The sequence below is a fragment of the Acinetobacter sp. YH01009 genome (assembly GCF_013420765.1).
Taxonomy (GTDB): domain Bacteria; phylum Pseudomonadota; class Gammaproteobacteria; order Pseudomonadales; family Moraxellaceae; genus Acinetobacter; species Acinetobacter amyesii.
Genome location: NZ_VOYE01000011.1, coordinates 37,814 through 59,179, shown reverse-complemented (window position 1 = coordinate 59,179; position 21,366 = coordinate 37,814). Strand labels below are relative to the sequence as shown.

At 40.0% G+C, this 21,366-nt stretch carries 19 protein-coding genes; 5 read left to right on the top strand and 14 right to left on the bottom strand.

Going from position 1 to position 21,366, the window contains the following annotated elements; all coding sequences use genetic code 11:
• Genes FTT76_RS11490 through FTT76_RS11480 form a run of 3 tightly spaced genes read left to right on the top strand, consistent with a single transcriptional unit; the run spans position 1 to position 3,409 of the window.
• Positions 1 to 1,164, top strand: coding sequence for an HlyD family secretion protein (locus FTT76_RS11490; RefSeq protein ID WP_180008319.1), 1,164 nt, complete (start codon positions 1 to 3; stop codon positions 1,162 to 1,164).
• Positions 1,164 to 2,294 (top strand): ABC transporter permease, encoded by a 1,131-nt coding sequence (locus FTT76_RS11485; RefSeq protein WP_180003320.1) that lies wholly within the window; start codon positions 1,164 to 1,166, stop codon positions 2,292 to 2,294. The genes FTT76_RS11490 and FTT76_RS11485 overlap by 1 nt, the downstream gene beginning before the upstream one ends.
• Before the next feature lie 17 nt (positions 2,295 to 2,311).
• The gene (locus FTT76_RS11480; protein ID WP_373686545.1) at positions 2,312 to 3,409 is read left to right on the top strand and encodes an ABC transporter permease; all 1,098 of its coding nucleotides are present in this window, start codon (positions 2,312 to 2,314) and stop codon (positions 3,407 to 3,409) included.
• A 119-nt stretch (positions 3,410 to 3,528) separates the two neighbouring features.
• Here the strand turns inward: FTT76_RS11480 and FTT76_RS11475 are convergent, their stop codons facing one another.
• Positions 3,529 to 4,077, bottom strand: coding sequence for a hypothetical protein (locus FTT76_RS11475; RefSeq protein WP_180008322.1), 549 nt, complete (start codon positions 4,075 to 4,077; stop codon positions 3,529 to 3,531).
• 460 nt (positions 4,078 to 4,537) lie between these two features.
• On the opposite strand from FTT76_RS11475, the gene gltP reads away from it, so the two are divergent.
• Positions 4,538 to 5,833, top strand: coding sequence for a glutamate/aspartate:proton symporter GltP (gene gltP / locus FTT76_RS11470; protein ID WP_078190399.1), 1,296 nt, complete (start codon positions 4,538 to 4,540; stop codon positions 5,831 to 5,833).
• Positions 5,834 to 5,900: 67 nt separating this feature from the next.
• Here the strand turns inward: gltP and FTT76_RS11465 are convergent, their stop codons facing one another.
• The 6 genes from FTT76_RS11465 to FTT76_RS11440 all read right to left on the bottom strand — a co-directional run bounded on the left by FTT76_RS11465 (position 5,901) and on the right by FTT76_RS11440 (position 13,563).
• Positions 5,901 to 6,344 carry a DUF3887 domain-containing protein gene (locus FTT76_RS11465; protein WP_078192064.1) on the bottom strand — a complete coding sequence of 148 codons (444 nt, stop codon included), beginning with the start codon at positions 6,342 to 6,344 and terminating at the stop codon, positions 5,901 to 5,903.
• Positions 6,345 to 6,417: 73 nt separating this feature from the next.
• On the bottom strand, positions 6,418 to 9,402 hold the full coding sequence (gene gyrA, locus FTT76_RS11460) for a DNA gyrase subunit A (protein ID WP_180190533.1): 2,985 nt from the start codon (positions 9,400 to 9,402) through the stop codon (positions 6,418 to 6,420).
• Positions 9,403 to 9,692: 290 nt separating this feature from the next.
• The gene (locus FTT76_RS11455; RefSeq protein ID WP_257235095.1) at positions 9,693 to 10,136 is read right to left on the bottom strand and encodes a hypothetical protein; all 444 of its coding nucleotides are present in this window, start codon (positions 10,134 to 10,136) and stop codon (positions 9,693 to 9,695) included.
• A 591-nt stretch (positions 10,137 to 10,727) separates the two neighbouring features.
• Positions 10,728 to 11,660 carry an FAD-binding protein gene (locus FTT76_RS11450; protein ID WP_180190532.1) on the bottom strand — a complete coding sequence of 311 codons (933 nt, stop codon included), beginning with the start codon at positions 11,658 to 11,660 and terminating at the stop codon, positions 10,728 to 10,730.
• Positions 11,661 to 11,678: 18 nt separating this feature from the next.
• The gene (locus FTT76_RS11445) at positions 11,679 to 12,431 is read right to left on the bottom strand and encodes an electron transfer flavoprotein subunit beta/FixA family protein (RefSeq protein ID WP_078192067.1); all 753 of its coding nucleotides are present in this window, start codon (positions 12,429 to 12,431) and stop codon (positions 11,679 to 11,681) included.
• Positions 12,432 to 12,957: 526 nt separating this feature from the next.
• Entirely contained in the window at positions 12,958 to 13,563 is a 606-nt protein-coding gene (locus tag FTT76_RS11440) for a LysE family translocator (protein WP_180190531.1), read from the bottom strand.
• Between the two features lie 113 nt (positions 13,564 to 13,676).
• On the opposite strand from FTT76_RS11440, the gene FTT76_RS11435 reads away from it, so the two are divergent.
• Entirely contained in the window at positions 13,677 to 14,171 is a 495-nt protein-coding gene (locus tag FTT76_RS11435) for an Lrp/AsnC family transcriptional regulator (protein WP_078190405.1), read from the top strand.
• A 499-nt stretch (positions 14,172 to 14,670) separates the two neighbouring features.
• Here the strand turns inward: FTT76_RS11435 and FTT76_RS11430 are convergent, their stop codons facing one another.
• The 7 genes from FTT76_RS11430 to FTT76_RS11400 all read right to left on the bottom strand — a co-directional run bounded on the left by FTT76_RS11430 (position 14,671) and on the right by FTT76_RS11400 (position 21,321).
• Positions 14,671 to 15,042, bottom strand: coding sequence for a hypothetical protein (locus tag FTT76_RS11430; protein ID WP_218955903.1), 372 nt, complete (start codon positions 15,040 to 15,042; stop codon positions 14,671 to 14,673).
• A gap of 281 nt (positions 15,043 to 15,323) precedes the next feature.
• Positions 15,324 to 16,247: a tyrosine recombinase XerC gene (locus FTT76_RS11425; protein WP_180190530.1), complete on the bottom strand. Its 924-nt coding sequence runs from the start codon at positions 16,245 to 16,247 to the stop codon at positions 15,324 to 15,326.
• A 71-nt stretch (positions 16,248 to 16,318) separates the two neighbouring features.
• A complete protein-coding gene (locus tag FTT76_RS11420) occupies positions 16,319 to 17,152 on the bottom strand; it encodes an enhanced serine sensitivity protein SseB C-terminal domain-containing protein (protein ID WP_180190529.1) in 834 nt (277 codons plus the stop codon).
• An 83-nt stretch (positions 17,153 to 17,235) separates the two neighbouring features.
• Positions 17,236 to 18,081, bottom strand: coding sequence for a diaminopimelate epimerase (dapF, locus tag FTT76_RS11415; RefSeq protein WP_111883917.1), 846 nt, complete (start codon positions 18,079 to 18,081; stop codon positions 17,236 to 17,238).
• 13 nt (positions 18,082 to 18,094) lie between these two features.
• Positions 18,095 to 19,339, bottom strand: a complete 1,245-nt coding sequence (gene lysA, locus FTT76_RS11410) for a diaminopimelate decarboxylase (protein WP_180008336.1) — start codon at positions 19,337 to 19,339, stop codon at positions 18,095 to 18,097.
• 24 nt (positions 19,340 to 19,363) lie between these two features.
• Entirely contained in the window at positions 19,364 to 19,573 is a 210-nt protein-coding gene (locus FTT76_RS11405; protein WP_372491094.1) for a lipoprotein, read from the bottom strand.
• Between the two features lie 344 nt (positions 19,574 to 19,917).
• Positions 19,918 to 21,321, bottom strand: a complete 1,404-nt coding sequence (locus FTT76_RS11400; protein WP_180190528.1) for an amino acid permease — start codon at positions 21,319 to 21,321, stop codon at positions 19,918 to 19,920.
• Positions 21,322 to 21,366 lie beyond the last annotated feature (45 nt).

The following is a 21,366-nucleotide window of genomic DNA, read 5'->3' as shown; positions in this document are numbered from 1 at the left end:
ATGAATCAGGAACCAACTGATCACCAAGAAGATGCCTCTGCGAAAGGTGAAACATCCCAATCCAATGTCTCGAGTTCAGACGTTTCATCTACAGCAAATACTGCTGACGATACTCAAGAAAAAGTGGCGACTAATACCGATGGAGAGACGAAAAATAGCTCTGTGCAAAGTCGCAATAAAGCTGCATTGATCAAGTTCGGGATTGGCATTGTCTTGATTCTGCTTTTGGCATTGATTGCATTTGGCTTATGGAAAAGTTATCAGCCCAAACAGGTTGAATTACAAGGTCGAGTTGAGGCTGAAACCATCCACATTAGTACCAAAGTACCTAGCCGTATCGAAGAATTATTTGTGCATGACGGTGAAAAAGTACAAGCAGGTCAAGCACTGGTTCGTTTAACCAGCCCTGAAGTCGATGCAAAAAAACAACAGGCTTTAGCTGCACTCCAATCTGCGCAAGCACTGCAATCCACAGCTGAACGCGGCTCTCAACAAGAAAATATTGATAGTTTGTATGCCAATTGGCAAAGTCTAAAAGCACAGCAACAATTGGCGCAAACCACCTACCAACGTGGTCAAAACCTCTATAAAGAAGGTGTCATTTCACGACAACGCCGTGATGAAATGCAAGCTGCCGCAGTGTCTGCTGCACAAATGACAGAAGCGTCTTATCAACAATATGCGCGTGCAAAACGTGGCAGTACACCGCAACAACAAAGCTCGGCAGATGCCCAAGTCAAGATTGCGCAAGCCGCGTTGGCCGAAGCAAATGCACTTGAGGCTGAAACCAAATTGTTTGCACCGTCCAATGGCACCATTTCAAAAACCTATGGCAAAGTTTCAGAATTAGTTGCGATGGGTGTGCCCGTTGTAAGCCTGATTCAAGATGATAGCTTATGGATTAGCTTAAATGTCCGTGAAGACCAGTATGCTCAAGTGTATCAACTCAAGACCATGCAAGGATTTATACCGGCGCTAAACAAATCTGCCGAGTTTAAAATTGATCACATCGAAGCCGAAGGTGAATTTGCAACAATCAAAACCACGCGACAAACGGGCGGCTATGACATTCGTAGTTTTAAAGTCCAACTGAAACCCGCTCAGCCGATTGCTGACTTAAAAGTGGGTATGAGCGTTTTGTTTAAAATTGAAGAGCGTAAATAATGTTTAGGGGCATTCTGCGTGAGTTTCGCTATTTGATGCAGCATAAATGGGACTTGTGTATGGTCACACTTGCCCCTGCCCTTGTGATTTTGCTCTTTACCAATATGTTTGCTCAAGGCAAACCAGATCATTTACCCATCGCGATCATAGACCAAGATCAAAGCAGTTTAAGCCGTAACATTACTCATTTTGCGCAGCTGAACCATACCTTAAAAGTAGCCACCATTACACCCAGTATGGATGATGCTGAAAAGCTTTTAAATCAGACTCAAATTTGGGGCTATATTCATATTCCTGCTGGTGCAGAGCAACGACTGGTTCAAGCAAAAGATGCAGAAGTCAGCATTGCCTATAACCAAAGCTATTTTAGTGTCGGCAATAGTATTTCATCAGCCATGCTGCTAAGTACATTGCAAGCCATGGCCGATTTTAGTGGTCATCAGTATTTAGAAAATACAATTCCCTACCTCGATGCACCGACACCCAATGTCAAAATTTCACCTTTATATAATCCAGGTTTAAATTATGAGTTCTATTTAGAGCCGTACATGATTCCTGCGATTCTGCATTTATTACTGTGTTGCTGTGTCGCATTTTCAGTCGGTCAAGAAATCAAATATGGCACTGTAAATCAATGGGTGAAACCGACTTCTGTCTTTCAAGCTTTAATCGCTAAAAATCTCAGTTATGTTTTCATTTTTACCGCTTGGACATGGGCGTGGATGTTCTGGCTAATCGTGTTTCGAGGGTGGTTTGTTCAGGGTTCATTACTGCTAATTTTGCTCGGGCAATTGTTTTTTTATACAGCCTATGCCTTTATCAGTTCTACTGTAGTTTTGGCGACACGTGATCTCACCAAATCTTTTGGTTTTATTGCGGTATATGGTGGCTCATCACTGAGTTTTGCAGGGGTAACATTGCCGCTGAATAACGCGCCGATGTTTACAAAATTCTGGGCTAATATTATTCCCTATACGCCTTATGCCAAATTACAAACAGAACAATGGGTCATTGGTAGCCCAATCTCAATTTCAATCACACCGCTTGTCACCCTGATCATTTACTGTCTGTTCTATTTGGTTCTCGCCAGCTTCTTTTTACGTAAAGTACTGAAGGAACAAAGCATATGAATAAAATCGCGTTATTTATAACAGCTTTGCTCAGACACTATATTCAAACATTTAAAGATATTGTGAAGCACAGTTCGATTTTTACCACCTTAGTGCTTTCTGTTTTTCTTTACAGTTTTTTTTATCCCATTGCCTATCAAGCGGAACACGCAGAATCGCTCCCTATCATTGTGGTGGATGAGGAACAAAGCATACTCACCAATACGATTATTGGTGCTGTAGCCAATAGTCCCAATGTAGAAATTCAAGCTGTGACTGGTAATTTTGCTGAGGCTGAAAATATGCTCAGAAGTCAGCAAGCTGACGGGATTTTACTGTTGCCGAGTAATCTTTCAAATAGCATTCGCCGTGGTGAAACCGGTGGAATTGGTTTATATCTCAGTGCTGCAAACTTTCTAAAGACTCAAAAAATTGGCTTAGGTTTAGCCAGTTCTATGGAAAATGCCCTCGTCGAATATGCAGAAAAATTCCAGAACATATCTGATTTTAGCCCCGCTTTGTCGATTCATAAGATTCCATTATTTAATCCACTTTCAGGCTATGGCAGCTATATTTTCCCAGCGGTTGCTCCCTTAATTATTCATCAGACGATTTTATTGGGTCTGTGCATGCTTATTGCGACCTATCGACAAAACACCACATGGCGTCCAAGCTATACACAATTAGCTGGCATTTTCTTGTGTATTTTGACCATTGGAACTTTGGGGTGCTTCTATTTATTTGGTTTTACCTTTTGGCTGAATGACTATCCACGGGGTGGAAATTTGTGGGGCATGTTCATTGCTGTACCCATCTTCCTCAGTTGTATTATTGCGATGACCCTCTATCTCGCAACTTTTCTTGACCTGCCAGAACGTGCAGGACATGTCATCGTTTTTAGTTCTATTCCGCTATTTCTACTTTCGGGAACGGCATGGCCACATGCAGCTATGCCTAAATGGATGCAAATACTCGCTCAAGCATTACCTTCGACCCAAGGCATTCAAATGTTCCTTCAACTCAATCAGATGGGTGTGCCTACAGTAATCGTCATCCCAAAACTGCTTTACCTCACAAGTATTGGACTGATTTTTTTATGTCTTGCTGTCTGGCGTTTAAAGTTTGCCAAAAGATAAAACTGTTTGTGCTGTAAGACATGTCTGGTCTCAAGCGAAATGCGTTCAAACCTATTCATCATAGACTCGAACGCTTTGTATATAATCATGTCTGAAATTTTAATGCTTTCTGCCACCTATTAACTGTATGCTGTTAGCGTCACAGTCGATGCTTCATCCACTTGAATATTAAAATCATCTGCATCTAAGGTGATCTCAGTAACCAAATCATCAGATTCTTTTTCTGCAGCGTTTTCAAGCCAGAATCCTTTCACTTTATCGTCCCCATCATGACCTGCAAAGACCACACTCATATACAGTTCTTTTTGCGGATAATCATATTTATACACAATTGTTGTGGTCTTACCTTCTCCCAGCCGAGTATTTGCCATTCGCTGAATCACTTCCGCTTCAGCGCTAGGTTGACCTACAGGAATCAACTTTTTCATACGTGAAAACAGCTCTGGATCTGCTAGCATCGCATCACGAACATTTTCTTCAACCAATGCCAAAAAGCTGTCTTGATGGGGTTGGTGTAGTGCTGCGAATAATTTTTCTGACTTGGTACGCTGGGAGCTTGTCTCACTTGGTAGGCTTGATTCGAATTTTGCAATCAAGAAATCGCCAATTTTTTCACAAGCCGTTATAGGTAAGATTAAAGCGATGATGACGACTAATTTTTTCAACACCGTACAAGCCCTCTGCTTATTATTAAAATATATAAAGTTAAAATTTATTTCGGATAATCTGTGTGATTTATAGAATTTTCACTGATTTATCTGCTTCACAAGTATAAAGCAAACTTCTATATAAAAATGAAAAATACAGGCTCACATTTAGTTTTTTCGATCTTTCTAGGTAAATCAGAGATTTTGTGAAGTGTTTATTAATAACTCAATTTTATTCGTTTTATAAATTAAACTTAATAATCAAATCGTTTATACAACTAAAAATGATAATTTATCGATCAAACAGTTTGGTTTTGATCAAAATCGTTGGCTGTATTCTCATATAAACTGCAAAATATTGTCGTATTTATCTCCCAAATTATTCAGAACTTTTTGTCATGGCGGACTCAGTCTGTCTGCAACTTTTGTTCGTGGATGACTGTGGGCTTTTTTCTCCCAAATCTGACATAAGAGCTGATGTATGAAAAAGATTAAGGTGAGCCTTGCCTGGCAAATCGTGATTGCTCTCATTCTAGGTATACTTGTTGGTGCTTTCCTACACTATTCTCCTGAATATCGTGATGCTTTAGTTAATAACTTTTTGACTCCTTTGGGTTCAATTTTTATTAACCTCATTAAGATGATCGTTATTCCGCTTGTTGTGTCGATGCTTATTTTAGGTATTGCCAATACAAGTCACGGTAGTAACTTAGGTAAACTAGGTTTCAAAACAATTATTTATTTTGAAATCATTACCACCGTTGCTATTTTAGTCGGTTTAGTTGCAGCCAACGTATTCCAACCTGGTGCCGGCATTGATATGTCTGCATTAACGCAAGTCGATATTTCAAAGTATCAAGAAACAACACATGAAGTCAGTGAACATTCTCATGGTTTGATTCAAACAATACTTTCACTTATTCCATCTAACTTTTTTGCAGCTTTGACTAGTGGTCAAATGCTCCCAATCATCTTTTTCTCTGTGATGTTTGGTGTAGGTTTAGGTGCGCTTGATCAGGAAGTAAAACAACCTTTAATTAAAGTGTTGACCGCTGTTTCTGAAACGATGTTTAAAGTTACGCACATGATCATGATGTTTGCACCTATTGGTGTATTCGGCTTGATTGCTGCAACTGTTGCGAATTTCGGCTTCAGCTCACTTGTGCCACTGCTTAAACTCGCAGTTTTAGTTTATGGTGCAATCTTCTTCTTTATTTTCATTGTATTAGGTGCAGTTGCTAAATTCTGTGGCTTCAGTGTTTGGGCCATTATCAAGATTCTAAAAGATGAATTGATTCTCGCCTATTCAACTGCAAGTTCTGAAACTGTCCTCCCCCGTATTATGGAAAAAATGGAAGCTTATGGTGCTCCGAAACCGATTACCAGTTTCGTAATTCCAATTGGCTATTCATTTAACCTCGATGGTTCGACCCTATATCAAAGTATTGCGGCTATCTTTATTGCTCAGCTTTACGGGATTGATCTGACAATCACCCAACAAGTGATTCTGGTACTGACCTTGATGATTACCTCTAAAGGGATTGCAGGTGTACCAGGCGTTTCTTTCGTGGTCTTGCTGGCGACTCTTGGCAGTGTCGGTATTCCACTTGAAGGTCTGGCATTCATTGCTGGTATTGACCGTATTTTAGATATGGCACGTACTGTACTGAATGTGATTGGTAACGCGCTTGCGGTACTGGTGATCAGTAAATGGGAAGGCCAATTTGATACTGAAAAACAAAAAAATTATGCTGCTAATCTAAAAGATGCCGCTTAATTTTATGTCATAAAAAAGGACGCTTCGGCGTCCTTTTTTACAGCTTTGTTTTATTTTTTACCAAACTTTATTTATTTTTTTCACCAAAAACTGAAATATTAAAATCTCGAATTTTGTTACTTCCTGCCGGCTTATCAAAACTTACATCATACTGTACAAGGTTTTTATTGGTATAACCGTACTCATAAGTGACCGTATATAAAGACGGTTTTTCAGTCGATTTTTCAATGTGCTTAGCCACTATATTTTTGCGTGAGTAATCTTGTTTCGGAATACCCCGTGCAAATTTACGCAGCTCTTTTTCATTCTGTTCAAACTTGGCTTTGAGTTCTGGTTCAAAGTAGGTGTACAGCTTTTCAAAATTGCCTTCACGTAATTGATCATAGGCAGCTTGGGCAACTTCAGTCTGTTCAGCACTTGGGTCTGGTATTGCATTTAAGGCTTTTTGACCTATTTGGTCACAGCCGCCCAGCCCAATAAGTGAAGCCATTGCAAAATATTTTAATTTCATATTGTACTCATCAATCTAAAATTATCTGTCTATAAAAAAGGACGCCGTAGCGCCCTCTTTTCTCAATCTTCAATTAGTCTTCTTCAGGCTCATTGAGACCTGATTCATTGTCATTTTGATCAATAATCGTTGAGTCATCGACAAGCTGCTCAGTTTCGATTGCTTCCACTTCTTCAAAAGTTTCGTCTTCTTCAACTGCTTCGATCGCCACAACACCGACTAAGATTTCGCTTTCACCTAAACGGATCAAACGAACACCTTGAGCATTACGACCTGTTTGTGCCACTTCAGATGCACGTGTACGAACCAGCGTACCACCATCTGAAATTAACATCAGCTCTTTAGACGCATCAATCGCTACCGCACCAACAAGTTCACCGTTACGTTCAGATGTTTTGATTGCAATAACACCTTTACCGCCACGTTTCTTGGTTGGGAAGTCATCTACGGGTGTACGCTTACCATAACCATTAGCTGAAGCACAAAGTACCTCACCAGTTTCAGGAACAACCACCAATGACACAATACGGCTAATGAGAGCTGAATCAGACGTATCTTCATCATCCGATTCTACATCCGCATCTTCAGCATCTTCAGCTTGAGCAGCCGCACCAATGGTCACGCGCATACCACGAACACCTTTTGCAGAACGCCCCATTGAACGCACGTCAGTTTCTGCAAAACGAATGGCTTTACCTTCGTTTGAGAACAACATGATTTGTTGTTCGCCATCAGTAATGGCAACACCAATTAAGGTGTCATCACCATTGAGTTCAATCGCACGTAGACCGTTTGAACGAACATTCGAGAATTGTTCTAACTCAACACGTTTAATCGTACCGTATTCTGTTGCCATAAATACGTAGAAGTTTTTACGAACAGCTTCCGCTTGCTGTGCAAAGTCATTGATGATTTCATCATCAAGATCAGTCGTAGACAACTCTAGACCCAATTGTTTCAACTGAATACGAAGTGCATCAGATAAATCATCTGCACCATCTTCAGTCTCAGCAAGTGCTGCTTCTAAGCCAGCAAAATGACTGTTAATCACTTCATTGGTTTGTAACTGCGCACAATTGGCTTTTACAAATGCTTTAAAGTCAGCCAAACGTTCTTTAAATTTCTTCGGCGCATCAACCACAGGTAAAATAGCGGTGATGGTTTCGTTTTCATCTAATGGCAATAAGTTCACCATTGGACGACCTTTCGCACCACGAGATGCTTGAGGTACTTCATAGACTTTCAGACGATAAACTTTACCTACATTGGTAAAGCAAAGCACTGTTGCGTGGTTTGAAGTCACGATCAAATGCTGGATGTAATCATCTTCTTTCATTGAAGTTGCAGACTTACCACGTCCACCACGACGCTGTGCAGCGTAGTCTGACAATGGTTGAGTTTTTGCATAGCCTGATTTAGAAACAGTTAGTACCATTTGCTCTCCAGGGATTAAATCTTCACGAGAGAAGTCGATACGTGATTCCACGATATCGGTACGACGTGCATCGCCATATTGTTGAAGGATTAAAGCCAATTCTTCTTTAATCACGTTCATCAATAAGTTGAAATCGTTCAAAATTGCCGTGTATTCAGCAATTTGACCAAGAATTTCTGTATATTCAGCTTGTAACTTGTCTTGTTCTAGACCGGTTAAGCGATGTAAACGAAGTTCTAAGATCGCACCTACTTGGGTTGGAGACAGACGATAAATATCACCTGTTAAACCAAATGGACGTGCTGGATCTTCGCCTTCAATTTCATCTGGACGGACAGATACCGCACCCGCTTTTTCAAGCAATGCAACAACACCACCGCCTGCCCACTCGCCCGCTTGTAAACGTTCGCGCGCTTCGCTTGGATTTGCAGATGTTTTGATGGTTTCAATGATCGCATCGATATTTGCGAGTGCAACCGTCAAACCTTCTAAGATATGTCCACGTTCACGTGCTTTACGCAGTTCGAACATGGTACGGCGTGTAACCACTTCCTGACGGTGACGGATAAACGCTGCAATAATATCTTTCAAGTTCATTAACTTAGGCTGACCATTATCGAGGCAGACCATGTTAATGCTGAATGAATTTTCTAATTGGGTATTTTGGAATAGGTTATTTACAATCACTTCGGCGTTTTCACCACGCTTCAAGTCAATTGCAATACGCATCCCTTCTTTATCTGATTCATCACGAAGTTCAGAAATACCTTCAAGTTTTTTCTCTTTAACCAACTCAGCAATACGTTCAATGGTTTTTGCTTTGTTAACTTGATAAGGAATTTCAGTGAAGACAATCGTGCTACGGCCCGATTTTTGGTCTTCTTCAATGTGATATTTACCACGGATATGCAAACGGCCTTTACCAGTACGGTACGCATCGACAATGCCAGATTTACCGTAAATGATACCGCCTGTAGGGAAGTCTGGACCAGAAATGTGTTCCATTAACCCTTCAATGCTGATGTGCGGATCGTTGGCATAAGCAAGACATGCATTAATGACTTCTGTCATATTATGCGGAGCCATGTTCGTTGCCATACCTACAGCAATACCAGCTACACCGTTAATCAACAAGTTAGGCACACGTGTTGGCATGACTTGTGGAATACGTTCAGAACCGTCGTAGTTGTCTTCCCACTCTACGGTATCTTTCTCAAGATCCGCTAAAAGTTCGTGGGTCAATTTACGCATACGAACTTCGGTATAACGCATTGCTGCTGCACTGTCACCATCGACAGAACCGAAGTTACCCTGACCATCAACCAATTGATAGCGTAAGCTGAAATCTTGAGCCATACGAACAATAGTTTCGTATACAGCTAAGTCACCATGTGGGTGATATTTACCGATGACGTCACCGACTACACGGGCAGACTTTTTGTAAGCTTTGTTGTAGTCATTGCCCAATTCGTGCATTGCAAAAAGCACACGACGGTGAACAGGTTTGAGACCATCTCGGACATCTGGCAACGCACGTGACACAATCACGCTCATTGCATAATCGAGATATGAGCTCTTCAGTTCATCCTCAATGGCAATCGGTCTAATTTCCGATACGCTCATGCATACTCCTTGTTATACAAGCAGAATTCTGCCCGCATTTATATATCGTAAATCTGTAAAAATTAGTTCAAAAAACACTGAACCAATATCAAAAATCAAGTCGGACAGTATAGCATAAAAACCCTGATTTTTGTGCCAATCATCTTGCACTAGAACCATGATTTTTTGTATTTATTTTAAGCATTTTGATTTTATTTGCTGTGAAAAAAACCTCTACGAATAGAGGTTGTTTAATGTTCAAAAAATTTCTTTTCGAAGCTTCAAATTTAGACGCATAAATCAGATAAAAATCACTCTTTATGATATTGCATAATCTCTAGTTCTTGAGGTACATGATCCTGCTGCATCCATGAGTATGCTGTTAAATACAAACCTAAAATAAGCGGAAATTCATAGACTTCTTCGATGAAATCTTTATAAGCCAAATCGTACAAAAATAAAAAACTAAGATTTCGACTATGCTCAACTGCATCAGAAATCAGTAAGCCCAATATCACCAAGCCCAATGGCCAAATTGGTAAAGCCAAGGTTTTTAGCTTACGTGCAATTTCTTGGCGTAAATACGGCGAAAACAGCATAAAGACGACAGGTGCAATCATGAATACCGAAATTAAACGAAAATACGGTTTAGGCACATCAGGAAAATAGTCACGCCCCCAACTAATACTACGACCAAATAGCAACCACCACCATGCAACAGCCCACAACCAAAATTGTTTCTTTCCATCTTGCATTTCAAGTGGTCAAATATAGAAAAAAGTAAAAATCGCAAAAAACAGCAATAACAATGCTTAGACCGATTCAACTGCTGTAACAGTCATTCCATCAAATAAAGGAAAAGAGATACTTTGTAAAACAGGAAAAAGTAAACAACAGATCATCAGCACCAATACACTGATTGGTAACTGAAAATCAAATTTCAAAGGGAGACTCCGCCTAAAGGCAAGTTCAATAAAAAAGCAATGTTAACACAAAATATACAATCCTTTAAGCTTGCTTTAAGTTTAAGATTCAAACTTGAAGGATAAATTTTTATTATTTTATTTTAAATCTTTGTATTTTTTATAATTTATTAATCTCCATCCTATTACCAAGCGATTGCGCCTGCTTACTTACCATTTAAGTTTCAACATACGTTTAGCTTATGCTACAGTCGTATCTAAGACTGATAATAAGAAAATACCTCGGATGAATTTTGAAGTACTAAATTAAGAATCCCTCATCCCATTAAGCATGATCAAGAATATCTACAACGGCATTCATTCCACACAAAAAAAACGCCCCTAAACCATAAGCTTAGGAGCGTTTTGAACTGCGTTCAGAAATTAGATTTTAGATACTAATTCTGGAACTACAGTGTTCAAGTCACCCACTAACCAGTAATCAGCTACTGAGTTAATTGGCGCTTCTTCATCTTTGTTGATCGCAACGATCACTTTAGATTCTTTCATACCTGCCAAGTGCTGAATCGCACCAGAGATACCTACAGCGATGTACAAGTCAGGAGCAACGATTTTACCTGTTTGACCCACTTGCATATCGTTTGGTACGAAACCAGCATCAACAGCAGCACGAGATGCGCCTTGCGCAGCACCAAGCTTGTCCGCTAATGGATCAAGTACAGTGTGATAGTTTTCACCTGAACCAACACCACGACCGCCTGAAACAACTATACGCGCAGCTGTTAATTCTGGACGTTCAGATTTCACGATTTCTTCAGAAACGAACTTAGAAATACCAGCATCACCAGTAGATGCAACAGCTTCAACTGCAGCAGAGCCGCCTTCGCTTGCAACAGCATCAAATGCAGTACCACGAACAGTCGCAACTACAACAGACTCGCCAGACTCTACAGTTGCAATCGCGTTGCCTGCATAGATTGGACGTTTGAAAGTTTTAGGACCTTCAACAGCAATGATGTCTGTGATCATGCTGACATCAAGAAGTGCAGCAGCGCGTGGCAGAATGTTTTTGCCCGTTGTAGTAGAAGCAGCAAGGATATGGCTATAGCCTTTACCTAATTCTGCAACCAGTTTTGCTACGTTTTCAGCCAGTTGGTTTGCATAAGCAGCGTCATCAGCAAGTAAAACTTTGCTTACGCCCGCAACTTTAGCTGCCTGATCAGCAACTGCTTGAGCGCCAGAACCAGCAACCAATACAGTGATATCACCACCGATTTTTTGCGCCGCAGCAACAACGTTTAAAGTAGCAGCGTTAAGTGCTTTGTTGTCGTGCTCAGCGATAACTAAAATACTCATGATTTTTATCCTTCTGTATTAGATCACTTTCGCTTCGTTTTTCAATTTATCTACAAGCTCGTCTACAGACTTCACTTGTACGCCCGCTTTACGTTCTGCAGGAGCTTCAACTTTAACAGTTTTAAGCTTAGTTGCAGGTGAAACGCCATAATCAGCAGGTGACTTAGTATCAAGCGGCTTTTTACGCGCTTTCATAATGTTTGGAAGAGCAGCATAACGTGGCTCATTCAAACGTAAGTCAGTTGTAATAATTGCTGGAAGTGCAAGTTCAACAGTTTGTAAACCACCATCGATTTCACGAGTCACTTGTACTTTATCGCCTTCAACTTTCACTTCAGAAGCGAAAGTACCTTGGCCAGCACCTAAAAGCGCGCCAAGCATCTGACCAACTTGGTTAGAGTCATCATCAATTGCTTGTTTACCAAGAAGGATCAATTGAGGTTGTTCAGCGTCTACAACACCTTTTAGGATTTTTGCAACTTCAAGTGCACCTAACTGGCTGTCGTCAGCTTCAACAAGGATACCGCGGTCTGCACCAAGCGCCATAGAAGAACGGATTTGTTCTTGAGCTTCTTTAGGACCAATAGAAACAACAACGATTTCTGAAACAGTTCCTTTTTCTTTTAAACGAACCGCTTCTTCCACTGCGATTTCACAGAACGGGTTAATTGACATTTTAACGTTCGTTAAGTCAACACCACTGTTGTCCGGCTTAACGCGAACTTTAACGTTGGCATCAACCACACGTTTTACAGCAACAAGAGCCTTCATGTAATCCTCGGCTGTTTTAGCAAATGTAAATGTTGAGAAAAGTTATATTAACTCTTCACTTTAAATTTTTTAGGTGCCCTATCTTGCAATGTGTACGGCATTTCGGTCAAGTCACAATTATCGAAAGACCTGTAAAAAAGCGTAATTTCCTTGAACTTATCGTTCACATTTTTTAAAGAATGGTTCAGTTATCCAAAAAAACGCATTATTCAGTTATTTTTTAAGCATTGATTTTTATTATTTTTTTACTTGATTTAGCTCATCAAAAGATCTGATTTAATATCAATTTTCGATCAATCTTTCTGAAATAGAGCTTTCCCTCTACACATTCGGCAACATATCTAAACTTGTCATTTAAGATAGAAGCATAATGAATTTAGTGCTGATTTCACTTTTCTGAAGCTAATTGGCGTGTTTTTCTCCATTTATCATTCTTAATATCTGTCAAAAGTCAGCACATATAAAAAACCTTCGCTTTCACGAAGGTTTTAGTTAAGGCATTTATTTCTATTTACATTTGCTGTTTTTAATTGGCAATTAACCACGTCGCAGCAAGAGCCAATAAACCGCCTGATGTACCATCGATCCACTTTTGTTTGCGTTCATCAATTTCAGTTTTTTGTGTAATACGTGCAAAGACCACACTCAAACTACAATACACTACAAAAATTAGCCCAATAAAAATGAAGGACAAAATCAAACCTTGACTCACGGTACTCGCTGATTTATCGATAAATTGCGGCAAAATTGCAAAATATATCAACATTCCTTTCGGGTTCAGTAAAGCCGTAAAAAAGCCTTTTTTAATCGGGTTGGACGCTGACTTTTTCTCAATACTTAATTTTTTACTGCTAAATACTGAACGTAGCAAATGCGTCGCCAAATATAAAATATAAGCAATCCCCAACCAGCGGATTGTTTCAAAGAGTAGTGGAAATGACACGATAATCGCAGCAATACCCAATGCCACCAAAATCGAGTGAACCAAGTAACCTGAACACACACCTACTGTTGCCATCATGCCTGCTTTTGCATCCTTACCCATCACTTGTGACAGGATAAAAAGCATATCGGGTCCTGGTGTGAAAATAAGGGGAATTACCGTTAAGGCAAACAAAGCAAATACAGACATTTCAATTTTCCCTTTCTATGTCCTGAAAGTGAAATTAGTATGTTTGAATCGCTTTAAAATAGGATATCAAATATTCTATAATAGATATTATTTTTAGAATTATATTCTATTTTATGAAGACATCTTCTAAGTCAATTCTAGTTAAACTAGATCGTATTGATAAAAATATCATTCGCGCACTTCAAAATAATGGCCGCATGCAAAATAATGACTTAGCCAAGGAAATTGGACTCTCGCCTTCTTCTTGTTTACGTCGGGTCAAATTACTCGAAGAAGCAGGTGTGATTCAGAATTACACCACCGTGGTCGATCCACAAAAGATTGGCTTTCAATTAATTTTGTTCTCTCGTATTTGGTTAACTGGGCAAGATGCTGAAACCATCGATACTTTTATCGAAGCCATGAAAGAACTTCCTCAAGTCATGGAGTGCTATATTATTTTGGGTGAGTGCGATGCAATGCTCAAAGTTGTGGTGCCTGACCTAGAAAGTTACCGTAAATTTCAGTCTACTCACTTAACCAAGAAAAATGGCATCACTAGTGTAAAGACTGATTTACCAAGCCAAATCATCAAACAAAGCTTCCAGTTACCGTTAGAAGATTTATAACCACACAATTGATCTGCCAAGAAACAACTCAAGCATTTAAAACAACAAGGCCGATACTACAAGCTTGGCAATGTAGTGACGGATTACCCTCACAGCCTCGAATGCAAATACCTAGTTTGCGGTATTTTCCTTTTATTTTAAGCAAAGAAAAATCATGATTTGCGGCAATTGAATGAGAACTATTAAGGAGGTCTTTAGGCTCAATTGCTCAAGTAGGAAAACCATTGATTTTTAGGCTCACACTATCAAGACTGAATGAATTAAATCACTGAGCAGCGAAAAGGGTTGGCATTTAGAGATTTTGTTTAGGCAGCTAAGCTATGCAAAGAAAGTCCATCGGCTCACCTCAAATGTACATTTGAAAGCTTAAAACCAAATGAGGTCAACACTCTAACGCTCTGCACAAGAGCAAATCAAGATGTCATGGTATAAGTGATATAAGGGCTAAACATCCAAATCCAATGAAGATAGCCCATGAGTTGTATATTTGCCGGATAGTTTAGGCTGGCTGATTTTCCAAAAAGTCACGATGGATGTGGCTTAGGTCAATAAGTTCATATTGTGCCAAATCAAAAATGCGCCAAATGGTGAGAGCATCTTCTTTGCTGTCAAATTTTACAGTTGCTTTATTGCTAAGCTGCCACTGTTTATCCGAAATCCAAATAAAGTATTGGCCCGTCGCCGCATTAAACGCCTGAACTTTACCATCGGCATTAATCCCTTGTAGCTGCGTACCTTCAGGTAATACAGCTTCTATTTCAGGCAAACCAATTTCAACAAAGTGTTTGATTTGGCGTAAGCCGTATCCTGCAAAAATTTCTTTTTGCTGACCATTTAACTGGTCATATTTTTCTTGAATATCTGAAATCATGGTATGGCCTATATATTTTTTTAACGGTACAGCAATTTAGTAAATAGCGAATTTCACTTCGGCACTTACGTCAATTCAATAATGGACAATTTTTATACCCGATAATTTGAATTTTTATAATGCGACAATAGTTCAAAATGTCGGTCAATTTTACCAATATTTTTTCACATCCTTATTTAACTTTCATGAAGCAGACCACTTTAGGATGCAAAATGTGAAATCTAGCCTATAAATTTAAGCAATATTTAGACCACCACGAGCCAAAGTCGTATTTGCAATTGTTACGAATCTTTATGCTGCGCCCGTGGATGGGCTTGATCATAAACTTGTGCCAATCGATCAAAATCCACATGGGTATAAATTTGCGTGGTGGTTAAATTACTATGCCCCAACATTTCTTGTACAGCACGCAAGTCACCACTATTGGACAACATATGACTGGCGAAGCAATGACGCAATAAGTGCGGATGTAAATCGACATTTACACCTGCACGTCGAGCTTGAAATTTAACCCGATTTTCAATTTGTCTTACCCCCAGTGGATTACCTTTTTGAGTGATAAAAACTTGGGCTTCTGGGACAAAATCACCATGCCATGCAGGATATAATTGCAACCAATGCATCACAGCCTCTTTGGCTTTAGAACCAAAAGGTACAATGCGGGTTTTATTCCCTTTACCCGTAATACGTAACAGTTGGCGATTAAAATCAATATCTCGAATGGTTAAGCCCTGCACTTCAGCCAAACGTAAACCACTTGAATATAGCAGCTCCAAAATCGCTTTATCACGTATCCAAAGCTGCCGTTGAATTTCACTTTCTGGCTCAGGCTGTTCCATGATTTGTTTAATGGTTTCAATATCGACCAATCCAGGTAAAGGACGTGATTGGCGTTTGAGCTGAAAATCATCTGCAGGATTAAAATTGAGATAATCTCCTTGTTCTGCCCATTTCATAAATTGGCGTATCGAAGATAACATGCGCTGCAAACTACTTGGACTGAGCTGAAACTGTTCCACTTTATAAGCGACAAATTCACGCAGATCTGACTTTTCGACATCATGCAGTGGCAAGTTGCGTATTGTACAAAATTGGAGAAAATCACTGACATCACGCTCATACGCTTGCAATGTATGTTTAGACTGATTTTGAATTTCACGTTCCTTCAACCACATAGTCAGTAGTTGACTCTGATCCATCGTCATCTGTCTTCTCCCATTTCAACATGTGCTTTAGCGTTGCAGTACGTTCACTAAAGCGATTTTACATATCTATTTTATGAAAAGAGTCTAGCAAAGAACCCCTTAGGCTTACCATCAACACGTTGGTAAAAAGCTTGCGTTTCATTAAGCAAATACCCTTCTACACCATCCACACTCTGCGGATTGACATGGATCAAATCCACTGGACATTGCTCTTTTAAACTGTCCTGTGTGATACGACCAATTTTACTGTGCAAATCTTGAATTTGTTGTTCAGATAATCCTGCTTCTAAATCTAGTCCGATCAGCAAAGTCGGTGAATCATCTCGAGCTTGATTCAGTATTTGCGCTAAATAGGCAGCTTTTACCACACGCTCTGTGCCGAAAAAAATGCTTAATTGATCAATCATAAACTGCGGATATTCCGCCGGCTGACCAATTAAAACTTCCGTATCTTCCGTAACTTCATAGTTTTCTGAGGGCTGAATATACTGCCCGTTCAGCAAATATTGAATTTCTTCTGGTACAAAGTCCTTCGTCGCATCAGGTGATTGTGGATTCAATACAAGCCTTGCTCCTAAAGTCATTTCAAATAATGCCTTGGTTGGTAGCCGGATATACGACTCCTCTTCAGATATTGCTAAACGCATTTTTTCCAAGGACGTAAAAAATGGAATGACGCAATCATATGTTTCATCTTCCCATGATTTCAATTGAATACGGTCGCCTTCATCCAAGATCAAATCTTCGGCAATACGTGAATCACGTCCCCCTGTTGTTCCCACACAATACACATTGGCTGCCAATAACTGAGCTAAAAATTCGGGTCGATACGCGGGTTCATGTAAGGCTTTATGAAAAAGTTGTTCTAAGATTTCTTCTTTTATTTCTTCGTTTATTTGTTCCATGTTGATTCCAATCCAATTGAATTATAATTTTTTATTCACTTTTTATTTTAAGAAAAAACCCTGAATGAATCAGGGCTTTGATTTTAACCTTGGAAGTAACTTAAATCTAAGCGTCCTTCGTAAACTGTTGCAGTTGGTCCAGTCATCCAAACCACACCACCTTCTTGCCACTCAATTTGCAGCTTACCACCTGCCAACTCTATTTCGACCGAATTGGCTAATAAACCACGACGCATACCTGATACTGCCGCTGCACAAGCACCTGTACCACAGGCCATAGTTTCACCGACACCACGTTCAAATACACGTAAGCGTGCATGTTTCTCGTCCACAATTTGCATAAAACCTGCATTTACACGCTGTGGAAAACGCTCATGCGATTCGACTTGTGGACCAATTTTAGCAACGTCTGCGGTAATAACATCAGGAACGATCGTCACTGCATGCGGATTACCCATACTCACCACATCAATGGTGAGTTGTTCATTATTCGCCAATGCAATGTCGTATAAGTTTTCAGGCTCTTCCGCAATAAATGGAATTTCATGCGGCAAAAAGCGTGGATAACCCATATTGACGCGCACCCAACCATTTGCACCTAATTCAGGCTCTACGATACCTGACTTGGTTTGTACTTTGATTTTGGTTTTGCTGGTCAACTTACGTTCATGCACAAAGCGCGCAAAACAACGTACGCCATTACCGCATTGTTCAACTTCCGAACCATCTGCATTAAAAATACGATATTTAAAATCGACATTAGGCAAATCAGGTGGCTCTACAATCAAAAGCTGATCAAAACCAATACCAAAATGACGGTCAGCCAAACGCTGAATCGTCACTGTATCTAAATAAGCCCGTTGGCTAATTAGATCGACCACCATAAAGTCATTGCCAAGGCCATGCATTTTGGTAAATTCTAATAACATCTCGAATTTCTCCTTAAGGCAATAAACGTTCACGTTCCCATAATGATTCGATGGTTTCACGCTCACGAATCAAATGAGACTGATCACCGTCAACCATCACTTCAGCAGCACGTCCGCGGCTGTTGTAGTTTGAACTCATGACAAAACCATAAGCACCCGCACCCAATACCGCAAGCACATCATTTTCTTGAATCGCCAACTGACGTTGCTTACCGAGGAAATCACCGGTTTCGCAAATCGCACCAACAACATCCCAGTCTTTCTTTTCTGTATCTGTACGAGGTGTTACTTCCTGAATGTCCATCCAAGCTTCATATAAAGCGGGACGGATTAAGTCGTTCATTGCGGCATCAATAATGGCAAAATTACGATGATTGGTCGGTTTGAGCAAATCAACTTTAGTTAACAACACACCTGCATTTGCAGAAATACTACGCCCCGGTTCCATATATACCTTAAGGCCTAATTTTTCTAAAGCCGGACGCATTGCCTGAGCATATTCTTCAACAGTTGGTGGAACTTCGTCTTTGTAAGTCACGCCTAAACCACCACCAATATCGATGTGTTTTAGCTGAATACCCATCTCTTTCAGTTGATTGATCATCACAATGACACGATCAAGTGCATCAACAAAAGGCTGAGTTTCAGTCAACTGTGAACCGATATGACAATCAATCCCGATAATCTCAAGATTTGGCAATGATGCCGCATAAGCATAAGTTTCAAAAACGCTGTCTGAAGGAATACCGAATTTATTTTCTTTTAAACCCGTAGAGATATAAGGATGGGTTTTGGCATCCACATCTGGATTTACACGCAATGAAATCGGTGCTTTCTTACCCATTGCAGCAGCAACTTTTTGGATTCGATCCAACTCTGCATGTGATTCAACGTTAAAACATGCAATACCCACGTCCAATGCTTTTTGGATATCGGCTTCAGTTTTACCCAAACCTGAGAATACAATTTTAGAAGCTTCACCACCGGCTTTTAACACACGTGCGAGTTCACCACCCGTCACGATATCAAAACCAGCGCCCTGCTTGGCAAGTACGTTTAACACCGCAAGATTAGAGTTTGACTTTACCGCAAAACAAATTTGATGGTCGATAAAGCTAAATGCACGATCCATATCTGAATAATGCTTTTCAAAAGTAGCTTTTGAATAAACATAAAGCGGTGTGCCATATTGCTGTGCAAGCTGTTGTAAAGAACATTGCTCTGCATGCAATACCCCATTCGTACGGGTGAAACTCATGAAAGTATCCTTTCTATAAAAGCATTAAGGTGTAGGGTTAGAATTTGAAGATTCCGATTCAGTTGCAACAGGAGCCGCTTGTTTTTCCTGCTTTTGCTGTGCAGGCGTATCTGGATAAATCAGATATTTTGCGCGCTTATCTGCATTTGCATCTGAAGGTAAATGCAATGCACCAGACTGACCACAAGCGGTCAGCAGCACAGCACTTGCTAATACAATAATTTTATAATTCATAAAACGATACATAAACGTACCTAATGAAAAGATTTTTCCGAGTATAACGTGATCAACCCGCGGATAAAAGAAAAGCCCTGTAATTCCAAGTGAGCTTTTTGCCATTCTGCACTAAATTTAAGCAAAATTTGATGGTGCTGTTTTCAATCCTTATTTGTCTTTATTTCTAGCTCGATCAGGCTATTGATTTCACTGAAATAGCATATCAATTTGAATGCTGTTTAATACAAATCGAAACGCTAATAAACAGTCTGTTTTAACTTAAAATAAGTCCATATCCAAATAAAAAAGCTGCCCCCTCAGGAGCAGCTTTTTATGTTTTTACATCAGATCAAAAATGTAAATTAATGGTGCTTTTTCTTATAAAAACCGAAATAGCCAATAATCAAAATGATGAACCAAATTGGGCTCACCATGAGCGCTTTCATGGTATCTGCTTCTAGCGACAAGACATAAATCATGCCGATGAAGAAGATAATCACAAGCCAGCAAGTATATAAGCCACCTGGTAATTTAAAGGTTGATTTCGCATGCAGCTCAGGACGAGTTTTATAGTAAACGATATAGCTCCAGATAATCATGAGCCATACGCAGATAAATAAAATCGTAGAAAGTGTAGTTGCTAAAGTGAAGGCTTCAACCGTGTTCGGTACGAAATACTGTAATGCCGCACCCAACAATAAACAAACTGCCGAGAAATACAACGCATTTGCCGGAACTGCACGTGAGTTTAGACGGCCAAACGCTTTTGGACCTTGCTCTTCACGAGATAAACCAAACAACATACGTGAAGTCGAGAACACACCACTATTCATCGATGACATAACTGATGACAACACAACCAAGTTCATAATAATCGCAGCAGCAGCAATACCGGCTTGTCTAAACAAGTTCACGAATGGTGAAATGCTTGGGTCAATGGCATTCCATGGCGTAACGGACATCACAATCACAAGTGCCAGCACATAGAAAATAATGATACGAATCGGAATCGAGTTCACAGCTTTAGGCAAGTTGTGTTCTGGATCTTTGGTTTCTGCTGCCGTAGTACCCACGAGTTCTACGCCGACAAAGGCAAAAATGGCGATTTGGAAACCTGCCAAGAAGCCAGTTACTCCTGTTGGGAATAGACCACCATGTGACCATAAATGTGTGAATGATGCGATTTCACCTGTCGATGAGGTAAAACCGGTAAAGATCATCCAAAGACCGACACCAATGAGCACCACGATTGCAATAATTTTAATCAGTGCAAACCAAAACTCTAATTCACCAAAAAGTTTAACCGTAACAAGGTTTAAACCCATGATAAAAACAATGGCGGCAACACTGATCATCACCCCTTCTTCGGGCGAGAACGGGTTACCTCCATTAAAGAATTGCAGGTAATAAATAATGGCCGATAAATCTGCAATCCCTATAGTGATCCAGCACAGCCAATAGGTCCAACCCACAAAATAACCTGCCCACGGGCCGATTAAGTCGGTTGCAAAATCGATAAAAGATTTATATTCAAGATTTGATAGTAATAACTCGCCTAATGCACGCATGACGAGGAAAACCATAAAACCAATAATCATATAGATAATAAGGATGGACGGACCAGCTAAACTGATGGTCTTTCCTGACCCCATAAATAAACCTGTACCAATCGCACCACCAATCGCAATCAATTGCAGGTGTCGGTTGGACAGGCTTCGTTTCAAATCGCCGCTATCGGCGTGCGATCCATGACTCTCATTTGACATTATTTAATTCAACTTCGCGTTCCAATTGCGACAAATTAACGTAAA

Excerpts from the sequence above, each read along its gene's own strand:
- FTT76_RS11490 (WP_180008319.1), top strand. The coding sequence starts at position 1 with ATGAATCAGGAACCAACTGATCACCAAGAAGATGCCTCTGCGAAAGGT.
- FTT76_RS11485 (WP_180003320.1), top strand. The coding sequence starts at position 1,164 with ATGTTTAGGGGCATTCTGCGTGAGTTTCGCTATTTGATGCAGCATAAA.
- gltP (WP_078190399.1), top strand. The coding sequence starts at position 4,538 with ATGAAAAAGATTAAGGTGAGCCTTGCCTGGCAAATCGTGATTGCTCTC.
- FTT76_RS11465 (WP_078192064.1), bottom strand. The coding sequence starts at position 6,344 with ATGAAATTAAAATATTTTGCAATGGCTTCACTTATTGGGCTGGGCGGC.
- gyrA (WP_180190533.1), bottom strand. The coding sequence starts at position 9,402 with ATGAGCGTATCGGAAATTAGACCGATTGCCATTGAGGATGAACTGAAG.
- FTT76_RS11455 (WP_257235095.1), bottom strand. The coding sequence starts at position 10,136 with ATGCAAGATGGAAAGAAACAATTTTGGTTGTGGGCTGTTGCATGGTGG.
- FTT76_RS11450 (WP_180190532.1), bottom strand. The coding sequence starts at position 11,660 with ATGAGTATTTTAGTTATCGCTGAGCACGACAACAAAGCACTTAACGCT.
- FTT76_RS11445 (WP_078192067.1), bottom strand. The coding sequence starts at position 12,431 with ATGAAGGCTCTTGTTGCTGTAAAACGTGTGGTTGATGCCAACGTTAAA.
- FTT76_RS11440 (WP_180190531.1), bottom strand. The coding sequence starts at position 13,563 with ATGTCTGTATTTGCTTTGTTTGCCTTAACGGTAATTCCCCTTATTTTC.
- FTT76_RS11435 (WP_078190405.1), top strand. The coding sequence starts at position 13,677 with ATGAAGACATCTTCTAAGTCAATTCTAGTTAAACTAGATCGTATTGAT.
- FTT76_RS11430 (WP_218955903.1), bottom strand. The coding sequence starts at position 15,042 with ATGATTTCAGATATTCAAGAAAAATATGACCAGTTAAATGGTCAGCAA.
- FTT76_RS11425 (WP_180190530.1), bottom strand. The coding sequence starts at position 16,247 with ATGACGATGGATCAGAGTCAACTACTGACTATGTGGTTGAAGGAACGT.
- FTT76_RS11420 (WP_180190529.1), bottom strand. The coding sequence starts at position 17,152 with ATGGAACAAATAAACGAAGAAATAAAAGAAGAAATCTTAGAACAACTT.
- dapF (WP_111883917.1), bottom strand. The coding sequence starts at position 18,081 with ATGTTATTAGAATTTACCAAAATGCATGGCCTTGGCAATGACTTTATG.
- lysA (WP_180008336.1), bottom strand. The coding sequence starts at position 19,339 with ATGAGTTTCACCCGTACGAATGGGGTATTGCATGCAGAGCAATGTTCT.
- FTT76_RS11405 (WP_372491094.1), bottom strand. The coding sequence starts at position 19,573 with ATGAATTATAAAATTATTGTATTAGCAAGTGCTGTGCTGCTGACCGCT.
- FTT76_RS11400 (WP_180190528.1), bottom strand. The coding sequence starts at position 21,321 with ATGTCAAATGAGAGTCATGGATCGCACGCCGATAGCGGCGATTTGAAA.